Origin of the sequence: Gemella morbillorum, assembly GCF_900476045.1 — a bacterium.
GTDB classification, from domain to species: Bacteria; Bacillota; Bacilli; order Staphylococcales; family Gemellaceae; genus Gemella; species Gemella morbillorum.
Window position 1 is genome coordinate 591,779 of sequence record NZ_LS483440.1, and the last position, 15,380, is coordinate 607,158.

Annotated in this window: 11 protein-coding genes; 7 read left to right on the forward strand and 4 right to left on the reverse strand. The window is 29.9% G+C overall.

Features of this window, described 5'->3' with window-relative positions:
- The 5 genes from DQN46_RS02840 to DQN46_RS02860 all read left to right on the forward strand — a co-directional run bounded on the left by DQN46_RS02840 (position 1) and on the right by DQN46_RS02860 (position 7,542).
- The gene (locus tag DQN46_RS02840) at positions 1–1,203 is read left to right on the forward strand and encodes an FtsW/RodA/SpoVE family cell cycle protein (protein WP_111742943.1); all 1,203 of its coding nucleotides are present in this window, start codon (positions 1–3) and stop codon (positions 1,201–1,203) included.
- 123 nt (positions 1,204–1,326) lie between these two features.
- Positions 1,327–2,355 carry a tRNA preQ1(34) S-adenosylmethionine ribosyltransferase-isomerase QueA gene (gene queA, locus DQN46_RS02845; protein WP_111742944.1) on the forward strand — a complete coding sequence of 343 codons (1,029 nt, stop codon included), beginning with the start codon at positions 1,327–1,329 and terminating at the stop codon, positions 2,353–2,355.
- Positions 2,356–2,374: 19 nt separating this feature from the next.
- Positions 2,375–3,529, forward strand: coding sequence for a tRNA guanosine(34) transglycosylase Tgt (gene tgt / locus DQN46_RS02850; protein WP_111742945.1), 1,155 nt, complete (start codon positions 2,375–2,377; stop codon positions 3,527–3,529).
- A gap of 77 nt (positions 3,530–3,606) precedes the next feature.
- Positions 3,607–3,870, forward strand: coding sequence for a preprotein translocase subunit YajC (gene yajC, locus DQN46_RS02855; RefSeq protein WP_004632349.1), 264 nt, complete (start codon positions 3,607–3,609; stop codon positions 3,868–3,870).
- A 477-nt stretch (positions 3,871–4,347) separates the two neighbouring features.
- Positions 4,348–7,542, forward strand: a complete 3,195-nt coding sequence (locus tag DQN46_RS02860) for a Rib/alpha-like domain-containing protein (protein WP_111742946.1) — start codon at positions 4,348–4,350, stop codon at positions 7,540–7,542.
- 100 nt (positions 7,543–7,642) lie between these two features.
- Here DQN46_RS02860 and DQN46_RS02865 read toward each other — a convergent pair whose 3' ends face one another.
- The 4 genes from DQN46_RS02865 to glyA all read right to left on the reverse strand — a co-directional run bounded on the left by DQN46_RS02865 (position 7,643) and on the right by glyA (position 13,397).
- Complete coding sequence (locus DQN46_RS02865) at positions 7,643–8,113, reverse strand: S-ribosylhomocysteine lyase (RefSeq protein WP_004632345.1); 471 nt, start codon at positions 8,111–8,113, stop codon at positions 7,643–7,645.
- 100 nt (positions 8,114–8,213) lie between these two features.
- Complete coding sequence (locus DQN46_RS02870; RefSeq protein WP_004632343.1) at positions 8,214–9,533, reverse strand: uracil-xanthine permease family protein; 1,320 nt, start codon at positions 9,531–9,533, stop codon at positions 8,214–8,216.
- Between the two features lie 133 nt (positions 9,534–9,666).
- The gene (gene guaD / locus DQN46_RS02875; RefSeq protein WP_111742947.1) at positions 9,667–11,025 is read right to left on the reverse strand and encodes a guanine deaminase; all 1,359 of its coding nucleotides are present in this window, start codon (positions 11,023–11,025) and stop codon (positions 9,667–9,669) included.
- A gap of 1,154 nt (positions 11,026–12,179) precedes the next feature.
- Entirely contained in the window at positions 12,180–13,397 is a 1,218-nt protein-coding gene (gene glyA / locus DQN46_RS02880) for a serine hydroxymethyltransferase (RefSeq protein WP_111742948.1), read from the reverse strand.
- Between the two features lie 353 nt (positions 13,398–13,750).
- On the opposite strand from glyA, the gene DQN46_RS02885 reads away from it, so the two are divergent.
- Both DQN46_RS02885 and pth read left to right on the forward strand, forming a co-directional pair.
- Positions 13,751–14,701 (forward strand): ribose-phosphate diphosphokinase, encoded by a 951-nt coding sequence (locus DQN46_RS02885; protein ID WP_004632328.1) that lies wholly within the window; start codon positions 13,751–13,753, stop codon positions 14,699–14,701.
- A 100-nt stretch (positions 14,702–14,801) separates the two neighbouring features.
- Positions 14,802–15,359 carry an aminoacyl-tRNA hydrolase gene (gene pth, locus DQN46_RS02890; protein ID WP_111742949.1) on the forward strand — a complete coding sequence of 186 codons (558 nt, stop codon included), beginning with the start codon at positions 14,802–14,804 and terminating at the stop codon, positions 15,357–15,359.
- The last annotated feature ends 21 nt before the right edge of the window (positions 15,360–15,380 follow it).

A 15,380-nucleotide genomic window follows, 5' to 3' on the forward strand; every position in this document is an offset into this window, starting at 1 on the left:
ATGATTAGAGAAATAAGAAAATCTATAAAGCATGAACGTAGACATGTAAGAGTTGACTGGATGGTTGCCTTAACTTTGTTAATATTACTAATATTTAGCTGTATTATGGTTTATAGTGCTAGTATGATTGGTAATAAATATGGGACGTTTACATCTTCTGTTCCAGTAGAAGCAAGTTATTTTCTTAAAAGACAGGCTGCTTGGGCTGTTTTATCTTATGTAGCATTTTTATTTTTTAGTGTAGCAATTCCACATGAGTTTTTTAAAAATAAAAAGTTATTGCAATATGGCTTTTGGGGTATGTTAATCTTACTTATTATTCCACTATTATTTTCAGCTACAAATGGTGCTCGCTCGTGGATTCGATTAGGTGCGCTTAGTTTTCAGCCGTCTACTTTGGCTCAGTTATTCATTATAATATATATGGCGTTTATATTAGAAACTAGAAAAGTAAAACTTCGTCAACTGTGTACCAGTAGTGAGCTATTTAGTATTTTTAGTATACCTTTAGCTTTAATTGCTGTAATTGCACTGCAAAATGATACAGGGATGATTTTAATTACTTTATCGGTTATAGGAATAATGACATTATGTTCTAATATACATTTTAAAAATATAAAAAAAATACTTACTCTTGCAATAATAGGGGTAGCACTTCTTATTATGTATGTGCTTATCCAGGCAAGTTTTTCTAATGGAACTTCTTATAGAACAAATCGTCTAAAAGTATTTTTAAATCCTTTTTCAGAAAATTTAAGTGCAGCTGCTGATCAAGTTATTAACTCATATATAGCTTTTGGAAATGGTGGCTTAGTAGGAAGAGGATTAGGAAACTCTATTCAAAAGTTAGGATATTTACCAGAAGCACATACTGACTTTATATTAGCTATTATCGCAGAAGAATTAGGACTTATTGGAGTTCTATTTGTAATAGCGTTACTGGGGCTTCTTATAGGAAAAGTCATTTTTGCAGGAACTAAATCAAAAAATACATTTTCAGCAATGTATGCACTTGGGTTTGCTAGCTTACTAATAGTCCAAGCTGTTGTAAATATTGGTGGAGTAACAGCCTCAATACCTATGACAGGTGTACCATTACCTTTTATAAGTAATGGTGGTAGTTCATTACTTATTTTGAGTGTGGGATTAGGAATAGCAACAAATGTTCTATCACATGTAAAATATTTAAGAGAGCAAAAATAAAATAAAGTAAATAGAGATAAAGTCGAACTTTATCTCTATTTTTTAATAAAAAGAATGGATAAACTTGCGAAGTTATCTCATTCAAGCTATAATAGTAAAGGTAACTTTTAAAGGAGATATTACATGAAATTAGAACAGTTTGATTTTTATTTACCAGAGGAATTGATTGCGCAGACCCCTCTGTTAAAAAGAGATACTAGTAAATTACTTTGTATTGACAAAAAAGAAAATAATTATGAGCATAAAACTTTTTCAGATATTATAGATTATTTTGAAGCAGGCGATACCTTAGTACTTAATAATACAAGAGTAATGCCAGCACGTCTGTATGGACAAAAAAAGGATACAGGTGCAGCGATAGAAGTATTATTATTAAAAAATGAAGTCGATAATATTTGGGAATGTCTAGTAAAACCAGCAAAAAGAATAAAAATAGGAAGTGTAGTTTCATTTGGTGATGGAATTATGGAGGCAATATGTACAAGAGTACTTGATGATGGTTTTAGATATTTTGAATTCAAATACGAAGGTATTTTTCAAGAACGTTTGGATGAGCTTGGTACGATGCCATTACCTCCATATATAAAGGAAAGATTAACAGATAAAGAAAGATATCAAACGGTATATTCAAAAGAAGTAGGTAGTTCAGCGGCTCCAACAGCAGGACTGCATTTTACCAATGAATTGTTAGATAAAATTAGGGCTAAAGGAGTTAATGTTGCATACTTGACTTTACATGTAGGGCTTGGAACATTTAGACCGGTTGCAGTGGAAAATATTGAAGAACACGATATGCATTCTGAATATTATACATTAGATGAAAAAACTGCAGAGATTATTAATAAAACAAAAGAAAATAATGGTAGAATTTTTTCTGTTGGAACAACAACTACTAGAACGCTAGAAACAATCGCAAGAGATAATAACGGCAAAATAGTAGCTGCATCTGGTTGGACAAATATTTTTATTTATCCAGGTTTTAAATTTAAATGTGTTGATGGACTAATTACAAATTTTCATTTACCAAAATCTTCGTTAATAATGCTTGTAAGTGCATTTTATGAAAGAGAAAAGATTTTAGATTTGTATAAAATAGCAGTAGAAAACAAATATCGCTTCTTTAGTTTTGGCGATGCGATGATAATAGTTTAAGAAAGGAATTTATCAAAAGATGAGAGATGTAAAAGAAAATGCAGTTTGGTATGAACATATCAAGACCTGCAAACAATCTGGAGCAAGGCTAGGGATAGTACATACACCACATGGTAGCTTTGAAACACCAGTATTTATGCCAGTAGGAACGCAAGCAACTGTAAAAACTATGGCACCCGAGGAAGTCAAAAGTATGGGTGCAGATATAATTTTATCTAATACATATCATTTATGGTTAAGACCAGGGGAGAAGGTTGTTGAAAAAGCTGGTGGGTTACATAAGTTTATGAATTGGGATGGAAGTATCTTAACTGATTCTGGTGGTTTCCAAGTATTTTCATTAAGTGACTTTAGAAAAATTGAGGAAGAAGGGGTTCACTTTAAAAATCACTTATCCGGAGAAAAGTTATTTTTATCACCAGAAAAAGCTATGCATATTCAAAATGCTTTAGGTTCAGATATTATGATGGCATTTGATGAATGTCCAGATTTTAATCATGATTATAAGTACATAAGACAATCGGTAGAAAGAACAAGTCGTTGGGCAGAAAGATGTTTAGAAGCACATAAAAATCCAAAGACGCAGAGTATTTTTGGAATAGTTCAAGGAGCAGGTTTTAATGATTTGCGAGAACAAAGTGCTAAAGATTTAGTCAGTATGGACTTCCCGGGCTATGCCATAGGAGGCTTGTCAGTAGGGGAACCTAAGCAAGAAATGTATCGAGTGCTAGAGCATGTAACACCATTACTTCCTGCTAACAAAGCAAGATATTTAATGGGAGTTGGTTCTCCAGATGCATTGTTTGAAGGAGTATTACGTGGTATTGATATGTTTGATTGTGTTTTACCTACGCGTATTGCAAGAAATGGTACATGTATGACATCGCAGGGCCGTGTCGTAATAAAAAATGCTAAGTATGCAGAAGACTTCACGCCATTAGATTCAGAGTGTTCTTGTTATTGTTGTAAAAATTATACAAAAGCATATCTTCGTCATTTATTTAAAGCAGATGAAATTTTTGGAGCACGACTTGCAACAACGCATAATATTCATTTTTTAATTAATATGATGAAAGATATTCGTCAGGCAATCATGGAAGATAGATTACTAGATTTTAAAGAAGAATTTTTTGAAAAATATGGGTTAAATAAGAAGAATCCTAAAAATTTCTAAAAATTTATAGTAAATGGTTTATTTTTCCACGTCAATATAGTAGAATAATATAGTAAAGAAATAAATGGAGGTATAACATGCAAGGTTCATACATTAATATATTAATGATTGTGTTTCTTTTTGGATTTATGTATTTCATGATAATAAGACCACAATCTAAAAGAAATAAAGAATTAAAACTTCTTCAAGATTCTTTAAAAGAAGGAGATAGAATTGTTACTTTTGCTGGAATCTATGGAGAAATCATAGAAGTAGGGACACTAACAGTAAAATTAAGAATTGCACCAAAAGTGGAAATTGAATTAGATAGAAATGCTATTCGTAGCCTAGTTTCAAAATAATAAATAAAAAAACTAAGAATAAGAGTTGTCTTATTCTTAGTTTTTTTTGAAAAAAAATATTTTATAATATTAGAGTTTTCTTGAGTAAGTAGTATAGTAAGATAATATAAAAATTTATTTTTTTGTTTAGATAAAACAATAGGAGTTTATATCGCTATATGTCATTATTGAAAGTAAAGCAAATTTCTCAGTGGTGCGAAGAGAGATATTTAATATACACAATATATAAAATATGTATAAAACTTCATGAAAAAGAAAACTTTTATATAGCCTTAAATAGTATTTTAAATATTTATTTAATGTTGTAAAAATATAACTTTTATTTTATAATTAGAATATTCTTACTATGTAAATAACTTATTAAGTTAAACTATTTGCATTTGTTAAGAGTGAATTTTTATAAAAATAAAATGTTAAATTTTACAAAAGGAAAGAAAAAAGACAGATGAAGAATTTGGCTTTTTCAAGGAGAAATATATGTTTAAAAAAACAGGTATATTAAAATATGGAATAAAAAAATTAACAGTAGGAATTGCATCAGTAACAATAGGTGCAATTGTTTTTCTAGGTAGTAATGCACAAGCAAGTGATAATGAGATTAAAGAAACAGCTAGTTCAGTTTCAGTGGAGAAGGTAGACTCTACATTAGCACCTAAGGAAAATAAAAAAGAAAATACAGAAGCTATTGAAGAGAAGAAAACTATAGAAATTGCTAAAAGAGAAACAGATTCTAATTTAGTAAAGGCTCAAGAAAAACCTAGTGCATCGGAAAAAACATTAAATGTTCTTGATAAACGTACAACAGACAGTACTAACATAAAAGATTTATTAGTTAATATAATAAAAAATAACGAAAAAGCAGCAAAATCAGACAAAGATAAAGAAGTTATTGTAGAAAATATAAAACCAGGTGTACAAATAATTTCACGTTTAACTTCTGACTATGCTGAAGCAATATCGAAGGGGTATATTGGTCTAGAAGGTGGAAAATATGATAGTTTGATTTATAAAAATGCTGTGTTAAATCCAGATGGTGATGATGATGGAGATGGTATTTTAAATAAAGATGAACTATATATTTATAAAAAAGATGGAAGGACTTATTTGGGATATGATGTTCATCCAAAATTAGCAGATACTGATGGAGACGGTCAAAACGATAAAGAGGATAAGGATAAACTTATTTGGAATATATCAGCAAGAGATATGGCTTTACTAATGAATCTTGTATATGAAAAAGATGATCAAATAAAAAGTATTTTAGATCCAAATACAAATGTGGCATCACTTAAGAAAAAAGAATTTCAATTTATGCATAATGAATTGGCACCATACTGGACTGTAAAGAAAATTTTTCATCAAGATAATGGTTTAGATGCAGTTCTATTCGAAACAAAAGCTAATTATCCATTTTTAAAAAATAGTACAATACAAGTTTTAGCAATTCAAGGAACTAATGTAAATCAATCAGGTGATATACGTGCAGATGCTGCCTTAGTACTAGGAAATGAATCTAATCAAAGTATAGCGACAAAAGACTTAATAAAAGCATTGAAAAATGATAAAAGTATAACAAATCTATATATTACGGGTCATTCTTTAGGAGGATATTTAACACTACGTGCAACAGCTCAAGCAGAAAAGGATAAAATGGAGGCTTTTAAAGGCTCATATACTTTTAACGCTCCTAAAATTTATTCAGGGTTATTTAATTTCTTTGGTGGTGGAGAAATGAAGAAAGAAAGTGACCTTACAGATAAATTAGCGATATCAGGAAAAATTACTAACTATTATACGGATAATGATAATGTTATCCCAGGATTTTTACAACCCAAATATGTAAAAAGTATAGGGAAAAGCGCTGGTCAACATAGTTCGACATCGTATTTTGAATCAAGAATAAATTCCCATAAAGATTTTAATTTTGGTAAGCGACAAGGAGTAGATGGTATAGGATATATTGATCCTAATTTGAAAAAATTGAAGATTGTTTCTCCAGAAAAAGGAACACTAAGCTCTACGTTCTTACCAACATTGATAGATAAAAAACCAGTATCTATTATGATGGGGGAGAGCCTTAAGGATGAAGATATCTTTGACAAAATTGATAAAACGAAACTACCGGTGAATATATCATTATCATTATTGGAAAAAGTAGACTTATCAACTTTAGGAAATAAAAATGCTAAGGTTAAAGTCTTATACTTAGATGATAATACAACCAATGAAATTGATGTCCCAATCTTGGTTAATGAAGCTAATAAAGCACAACTAAATTCAGTAGTTAATGCCGCACAAAGTTTAGTTGATGCTATAGTAGATTTGAATGATAAAACTGAAAAATCAGCTGCATTGTATAAGGAAAGTAAAGTAGTATTATCTAATAAATTAAAAGATGCTGAAGAGGTTATAAATAATAAATTGGCTTCAATAAATACGGTAACAGCTATAACTAAAGAAATTGCTAATCTTGGATTAGATTTAATATCTAAAAAAGAGGCCTTAGAATTATTAGATTATGCGAAATATGATCCACAATTAAAAGAAAACAAAGTAAATTATGTGAAACAAGGTGAAAACTTAAACTTGTTAGAGGTTATTCAAAAAATAGCAACAACTGGCTTACCTGCAGAAACAAAATTAGAAGTAGAAAGTATTTCTAATTTTGGTAATATCGGTAGAGTAAATGTCGTTGTAAAAGTTACTTATCCAGACAAAACTATAGATAGAGTAGTAGTTCCTTATGAAATTTACACTTCTGAAAAAGGTGAATCATTAGTTCAAGAGGCAATGCCTGAGTATATTACTGAAGCAGAAAAATATACTCCAGAACTAATAACAGCTAATACAGTAAAAGTAAGACAAGATGAAAAATTATCAATAGATACTATACTAAAAGCAGTTAATAGTGAAAAATTACCTAAAAATGTAGTTTATGAGTTGGGAGAAGATAAACTAAGTACATTAGGTGAAAATTCTGTTACAGTTAAGGTAATATATAGTGATAAAACAGAAGATATCATAAAAGTTCCAGTTTTTGTCTATACAGACTCTAAGGGAGAAAGTGCGGTGCAACCAGCATTAGAAGAATATCCAGAAGATGAGATTCCTAGTGATTTATTAATCAATGGTGATGTTCAAGTTGATTTTGGAAATGCTGGATTAAAAGGATTGAACCTTGGTGTAACAGAGATTGATGATGTTAATGTAGTAGAAAATATAAAAACTAAATTAGGAGAAGTAAATTCTGTTCGAATTTTGGATTTGAAAATTTTGAAAAAAGGCAAAATAGAGAATCTAGAAAAAGAAAGAATAGTCCGTATAGCATTATCAGATTCTGGGGCTAATAATGTGAGCGTATATCATGTTCAAGAAGATGGAACATTGATCAAGATTGCTTCTAAAATAGTGAACGGTAATGTAGAGTTTAAAATTAATCACTTTAGTATGTTTGCAGTTGTTGGAAGAGTAGTAAATAATGTTGTACCAAAGATAGAGATTGCCAAAACTAACAGTAATATTAACGAGCCGGTACTTGATAATAAACAAAGACCTAAAAATACTACTATCAAGAAATTACCTAATACAGGGATTGATAACACAAAAACAACAGGAATAATAGGGATGACATTGTTAGTAGGAGCTGCATTAGTTAGAAAAAAATTAAAATAACCAAATATAATAGTTTTGCGTACAGTACGACAATATATTAATATAAATTTTAAAGAAGTAATTACTGAGTTTCAAGTGATTACTTCTTTATAGTTAATATTTATTTAGAAAAAACATTTTTCCATTCAGAACGTTTTTCTAAGAATTTTTTCGCTTCTTCTTGTGCTCCTTCAAGAGAGTGAGAAGCAGCCCAGCCACATTGTACTTCGTTACAAGCTGGAACTTCTATAGCCACAAGAACATCTTCTAAAGTTTTAGCAAGGGCCTCTTCAATATCTTCATAGCTATTATTATTTATTACAGAAAGATAGAATCCTGTTTGGCACCCCATAGGCCCAAAATCAAGAACATTATCAAGATGATTTCTAATAAGTTCAGCAATTAAATGTTCAAGTGAATGTAGGCTTGGCATTTTTAGATGTTCCTTATTAGGTTGACAAAATCTAATATCATATTTATAAATTTTATCCCCGTTTTCTCCACTATAAACACCAACAAGGCGAATATAAGGTGCTACTACTTTAGTATGATCAAGGTTGAAACTTTCAACGTTCATTTTTTTCTCAGTCATGATATTCTCCATTTCTATTGTTGTTAAAATTATTATACTATATTTAACTAAAATAAAAAAGAAGAAGAGATGAGTTTGAAATTTATCTCTTCACATTTAATTAGTATTTTTCTATTGGTATAAGTTTGTTCATAATAATCGCCACAATAGCGCCAACTGCGATTGGTGAACCGATTAAATATTGTAAAAATTGTGGTGCACTAGCTTTAAGACCAGCAGGGATAAATAATAATCCGATAGTGAACATTAAAGGAACACCGATAATATATAATTCTCTTTCAGAGAAGTCAAGGTTTTTAACAACTCTAAACCCATTAAGTAGAATAATAATACATACTACTGCAAAAACTCCACCAATAACAGCAGCAGGTATAGAATTGATAATCGCTGAAAGTTTCCCTAAGAATGATAGAACAATAAACCAACCAGATGCAACGACAAAAACTTTTCTACTTGCGACACCGGTAATAGATATAATACCAGCATTCGTAGAGTAACCAGTAACTGGAGTTGCTCCTACTAAAGCAGCTAGAAGACATCCAATACCTTCACCGATAACTCCCCTGTTGATTTGAGTATCGTTAAGAGGCTTAACCATAACAGAGCTCACTGCGTACCATGTACCGGTTGTTTCAGCAAGCAGTACCATATAAATAATAATCATAGTAATAATTGCAGATGCTTCAAAATGTATATCATAGTCTAAAAATAAAATTTTTGGCATTGAGAAAAAACTAGCATCTTTAATTGCCTGAGTGCTAAAACCACCCATTAAATAAGCACAGAAAGTACCTATTCCTAATGAAATAATAACAGAAGAAATTTGGAAAATACGTTTTAACTTACTTGTTATATAATTTCCTAAAGATGAAAAGAAAATTAATGAAGCTGCAGTGATAAATGCAAGTAAGATATTTTGTTTCATAGTTAATCCATTTCCTTCAATGTAAATGTTGTTGACAAACGCAGAAGGTAGAAGTGTTAATCCAACAATCATAATAATAGTACCACTAACTATAGAAGGTATAAAATTTCTAACGATATATTTATAAATACCAGAATATCCAAGAATAATAACTAAAATAGCTCCAACGATGCTTGCGCCAAGAACGGTTCCCAGGTTCTTAGAACCCATATAGATTCCTATAATTGCTCCAAGCGGTATAAAAGATGGACCTTGACAGACAGGTAATCTAAGATAGAATAAAACCTGAATTAAAGAGGCAAGTCCGGCTCCTAAAAATGTAGATTGGATAAGCCCTGCAGCATCACCAGGTGATAATGCAAGTGCGGTTGCTAAAATAAATGGTGGTACATAAACGTCCATTGCTAAAACGTGTTGTAACCCTAAAATTGCGGATTGAGAAAATGGAATATCTTCATCAACTCCAATGGTAAGATGTCTATTTTTCTTCGACATAAAATGAAACTCCTTAAAAAATTTATTTAATAATCGAGTATAACTGCTCGTTCAGTTTAATTTTAAAATTTTACAAAATTAAATATAGTAATTAATAAAGACTAACTTTGTAAAGTGATTAAAATAACATTAATTATTTTTTTAAAACTCTTTTACCTTGAATCCAAACTTCACGAATATTTTCTTTTGTAGAAAGATAAAGTATTTTTTGTAGTAAATGTTTATCTTCTTCATTATCTAGGTAATTAGGTAGTTTATTATTTGGTGTGCTTATATCAATAACTTGAAAATCGCAAATGTACCCTTTTTTAAATATACCAAGCGGAAGTTTGAGTGCTTTTCCACCGCCGTGAGTTGCAAGATAAAATGCTTCAAAAATAGATACTTTTGAGTTGTTAATCCCACGTTGATTAGAAGGTAGATTATTATCAACTCCATCATTTAATAGGCGACTAGACATAACGGTTTGTTTGATATTATCATATAAACTTGGAGAAAAACCACCCGATATATCAGTTCCTAAACAAATATTTACACCTTCATTTTTAAGTTTGTTTACTGGTAGAACGGCGTTAGCGAAGTATGAGTTTGAAATAGGACAATGACAAACAGATGAGTGATTATGTGAGAAAATTTTTGCATCGCTACTGTTAATAAAATTTCCATGAGCCATAACTGCTTTGTCGGTTAAAAGACCAAAACTAGCCAATACTTCAGTATCACGACGACCAAATCTTTCAGAAACAAAATTATGTTCCCAATCACTCTCACTACAATGACTTTGAATGTAAGTATTATATTTTTTGGCTAAAACACCCAATCCTTTTAGTGCTTCATCAGTACAACTAGGAACAAAGCGTGGTGTAATAACTGGATAGACACCTTGAGGCACGTTTTTCCCTAATGCTGCAACATCCTTTATGAATTGTTCAGTATTTTTTAATGCTTCTTTCGTTGAATAATCGCGATAAAAATTTGGGTTCATAGTTTTATCATCCATAACGACTTTTCCGACGAATCCACGTTGACCAAGGTCAGCGCAAATTTTTGCAAGTTCAAGTGTTGCTTCGTTATGGATAGTACCGAAATACATAGCAGATGTAGTTCCGTTAGCAAGTAGAGTTTTTACTAAATCGGTATAAACTTCTTTTGCATAATTAACGTCTTCGTACTTAGCTTCTAAAGGGAAGGTGAAATTATCTAACCAACAACTAAGTTCATCATCAAGTGCTAATCCTGCTTGTGGCCATTGAGGAGCATGGATATGTAAATCTATAAATCCTGGTAAAAGTATCTTATCCCCAAAATCATAAAAATTTTGATGAGAAGAATATTCAGTTAATTTTTCCGCATAATTAGGATCATTATTTCTTATAACTTCATTAATAATTCCATTTTCTAATACTGTGATGATAGCATCTTTTAAAAATTCGATTTTTCCGTAGTGAATGCTATGAAAAAGAGATGCTTTAAAAATATTTTTTATAGTCATATGTTTATATCTCCTTATAAGTTTAATAAATATACCACAAGAACCGAACTATGTCAATAAAAAAAATATAAAATCAAGTGTAAAACATCTAACCTTGAGTTCTTTTTATATTTACCTTAGGTAATGTACGGTTTTAGAGATATAAAGGTGGATTTATAATAGTGGTAATAACTTCGATGTAATAATTTAAATATACATATAAAAAAGAGAAATATATATAAAACTCTTTATTTTTTAAAAATAAATATAGATATAAGAATATTATAAAAAATGAACAAATTTAATAGAATATTAGTTAGAAGGTAAAATAGTATTGCTTAATTAGAAATAATTTGTAAGGTAAGAAATAGTTAGAAAAAAAATAATAAAAGTGGATTAATTATCTTCTTTTATTATTTTTCTTTGTATATAAATTTTTAATAATTATAGTTAATATTATTATTAAGTATAGTATAATAAAGGTTTTTATGTGATATTGACTTATACTTATATTTAATGTATTTTTTATATAAAAAAAGTATAAAATAGGAAAGATTATTAGACCTATTACATCATAATATTTGTTATTCATAATTAAATTACTCCTAAAGACAAGATTAAAGCAGGCAACTTAAATGTTTTTATTTTCCTAAAACTAATATCTTTGGTTATATATTAGTTTATTTATTAAGTATATACTTGTTAACTAAAATATATCATGAAAGTCTGATAAAATCAACTAAGAAAATAAAAATACATTTTCTATAATTATTAATAAAGATATGGTAAAAAAGCTAGAGCGATTTGGGTAAAATAGCTAGAAGAGTAAGTCTTTTATTTTAATCATTTACTTTAGTGAACTAAAGATATAACAAGAAAAACTCTACTTTATAGGTGAATTTTTAAGGACGCTTCTTCAACTAATTAATAAGGGAAATAAAAAGTGTAGTTAGTAATGAGCTAAAACGTTCATATAAAAATATTTATACTTAAAGAGGTTTATACTTTTAAAAAATATACTACAATTTTTGAACAGTATTTAGTGAATATTTCCCCTTATAATTGCACAAAAAGATTTAGAACTCAAACCTAGAAAAATTATTATTTTTAATGAAATTTTTTTCGTTTTTTTACCTTGATAAAAAACCGAAGATATGTAATCTTCGGTATAATTATTATCTAAATTCTTTTCTTTCTTTTGAAACCAGGGCGTTCACTCTAGTTTTTGCTTCTTCTAAGTAATTTTCTCCATTTTTAAGAAGTGAGCAGATAATATCTGTTATTTCTATAAAATCTTCTTCAATATAGCCTTTAGTAGTCATTGCGGGAACCCCTAAACGAAGACCACTAGTCTTCATAGGAGGTAGTGTATCAAAAGGAATACCATTTTTATTACACGTTATATTAGCTTTACTCAATAAAAGGCTAGCATCATGACCAGTTACTCCATAAGTAGAGTACGTATCGATTAAACATAAATGGTTATCACTACCATCGCTAATAACAGGAATATTATTTTCTTTAAAAGTATTCACCATTACTTGAATGTTTTTTAGAACTTGTTCTTGATAGATTTTAAATTCTGGTTTTAATGCTTCTGCAAAGCAAATTGCTTTAGCAGCTACGATATGTTCTAATGGACCACCTTGTGCCCCGGGGAAAATCATTTTATTGATTTTTGTTGCAATTTCTTCATTGTTCGTTAAAATAACTCCACCACGTGGGCCTCTAAGAGTTTTATGGGTTGTAGATGTTACAACATCAGCATAAGGAAGAGGGCTAGGATGAAGCCCAGTAGCCACAAGCCCAGCGATATGAGCCATATCAACCATAAGATATGCACCTACCTCATCAGCAATTTCTCTAAATTTAGCAAAGTCAATTATACGAGAGTAGGCACTAGCTCCAGCAATAATCATTTTAGGTTGGTGTTCTTTGGCTAATTTTAAAACTTCATTATAGTTAATAGTATGAGTATCTTTTGTTACTCCGTAAGATACAACATTATATAACTTTCCAGAAAAGTTTACACGGCTTCCATGAGTTAAGTGCCCGCCAGCATCCATACTCATACCTAAAACAGTATCACCAGGAGAAAGTAATGCCATATACACCGCGATGTTAGCACTAGAACCTGAGTGAGCTTGAACGTTAGCAAATTTTGCACCAAATAATTCTTTAAGACGCTCGATAGCTAAGCTTTCAATTTCATCAACAACCTCACACCCATCATAATATCTTTTACCAGGATAACCTTCAGCGTATTTGTTAGTTAATATACTTCCAGTAGCTTTTAAAATATCTTGCGATACAAAGTTTTCACTAGCTATAAGCTCGATATTCGTATTTTGTCTGTGTTGTTCTTTTTCAATAAGTTCAAAAATTTTATCCATAAAAACACTCCTTTATAAATAATTTGTAAGGAAAAGAAGAGGTATCATTTTTATACTATATTACTATATAATTAAAAAACAGAAATTGTACTAATTGATAAATACAATTATATTCTTTACCTTATAATTCAATATAATAGCATATACTTTAAGAAAAGCAAAATAAAAGTAATTCACATAATTTTCTGTTTTGTGTAAATATATAATGAACGTAGTTAATATATTTTAAAACTTTCTTATTTTTAGTGTTACTGGCCTAAATTTAGTAGAAATTAGAAAATATTTATGCTATAATAATAAGCGGAATACGTCTGTATTACTATCGAACCAAAATTTTAAGGAGAAAATTTAATATGCTTGTAGATAAACCATTGAAGCTGTTTTCATTGAACTCTAATATTCCATTAGCGAAACAAGTAGCAAAGTCACTAGGAGTAGAGCTAAGTAAATGTAGTGTTAAAAAATTTAGTGACGGAGAGGTTTCTATTAATATAGAGGAAAGCGTACGTGGATGTGAAGTTTTTGTTATTCAATCTACTAGTGGTCCTGTAAATGACAACTTAATGACACTATTGATTATGATTGATGCATTAAAACGTGCCTCTGTAGATACTATTAACGTTGTAATACCTTATTATGGGTATGCACGTCAAGATAGAAAAGCGAGAAGTCGTGAACCAATTACAGCAAAATTAGTGGCAAACTTATTAGAAACTGCAGGAGCAAATCGTATTATTGCTTTAGATCTTCATGCATTACAAATTCAAGGATTCTTTGATATTCCAGTAGATCACTTGATGGCAGTGCCTATTATTGCTGAATACTTCAAAGGCAAACTTTCTAATATGGAAGAAGTAGTTGTAGTATCACCAGATCATGGAGGAGTTACTCGTGCGAGAAAATTAGCTGATGCTCTTAATACACCTATTGCAATAATTGATAAGAGAAGACCTAAACCAAATGTTGCTGAGGTTATGAATATTGTTGGAAATATCGAAGGGAAGATTTGCATTCTTATCGACGACATAATTGATACAGCAGGTACAATTACTTTAGGTGCTCAAGCACTTAAAGATAGAGGGGCAAAAGAAGTTTATGCAAGTTGTTCGCATGCGGTATTAAGTGGACAAGCATTAGAAAGAATAGAAAATTCTCCAATTAAAGAATTAGTATATGCTAATACAATAGATATACCTGAAGAGAAAAAATTAGATAAAATGGTTCCACTATGTGTTGGTGATTTAATAGCTAAGGCTATTTATAGAATACACCATAATGAACCAGTAAGTGTTCTTTTTGAATAATTTTAAAAAATAAAAATAAAAAGGAGGCAACGAGTTCGTTGCCTTCTTTAAGTAGTTCTAATAGAGTCGATAGTAAAATATATATTGAAAGAGGCAACAAATGAAATTAATAGTAGGATTAGGAAATCCAGGAAAACAATATGAAAATACAAGACATAATATAGGTTTCATGATTTTAGACGAACTTGCAAAAGCGTGGAATATAAATTTTGATAAAAATAAATTTAATGCTGATTATGCGATAACGTACTACAATGGAATTAAATATTTACTTATAAAACCGACAACTTACATGAACCTTTCAGGTGAAGCGTTAAGAAAATTTTATGATTATTTTGAAATTGACATAGAAGATATTCTAGTAATCTATGATGATTTAGATACAAAGACAGCTAACTTTAAATTAAAAGCTAAAGGAAGTAGCGGTGGTCATAATGGTCTCAAGAGTATTATAAGTCACCTTGGAACTGAAAAATTCAATCGTTTAAAAATAGGAATAGATAGACCAACTCCACCTATGAAAGTAGTAGATTATGTGCTAGGAAGATTTTCTAAAGATGAAATGATAGATATTGAAAAGATTTACTCAAAGAGTATAAATTGTATAGAAGATTTTTCAAAAATGAGTTTTGTGGAATTAATGAATAAATATAATTAGTATAAAAGCAGTGATAAAAAA

Coding starts and splice junctions, on each gene's coding strand:
- DQN46_RS02840 (WP_111742943.1), top strand. CDS start 1: ATGATTAGAGAAATAAGAAAATCTATAAAGCATGAACGTAGACATGTA.
- queA (WP_111742944.1), top strand. CDS start 1,327: ATGAAATTAGAACAGTTTGATTTTTATTTACCAGAGGAATTGATTGCG.
- tgt (WP_111742945.1), top strand. CDS start 2,375: ATGAGAGATGTAAAAGAAAATGCAGTTTGGTATGAACATATCAAGACC.
- yajC (WP_004632349.1), top strand. CDS start 3,607: ATGCAAGGTTCATACATTAATATATTAATGATTGTGTTTCTTTTTGGA.
- DQN46_RS02860 (WP_111742946.1), top strand. CDS start 4,348: ATGTTTAAAAAAACAGGTATATTAAAATATGGAATAAAAAAATTAACA.
- DQN46_RS02865 (WP_004632345.1), bottom strand. CDS start 8,113: ATGACTGAGAAAAAAATGAACGTTGAAAGTTTCAACCTTGATCATACT.
- DQN46_RS02870 (WP_004632343.1), bottom strand. CDS start 9,533: ATGTCGAAGAAAAATAGACATCTTACCATTGGAGTTGATGAAGATATT.
- guaD (WP_111742947.1), bottom strand. CDS start 11,025: ATGACTATAAAAAATATTTTTAAAGCATCTCTTTTTCATAGCATTCAC.
- glyA (WP_111742948.1), bottom strand. CDS start 13,397: ATGGATAAAATTTTTGAACTTATTGAAAAAGAACAACACAGACAAAAT.
- DQN46_RS02885 (WP_004632328.1), top strand. CDS start 13,751: ATGCTTGTAGATAAACCATTGAAGCTGTTTTCATTGAACTCTAATATT.
- pth (WP_111742949.1), top strand. CDS start 14,802: ATGAAATTAATAGTAGGATTAGGAAATCCAGGAAAACAATATGAAAAT.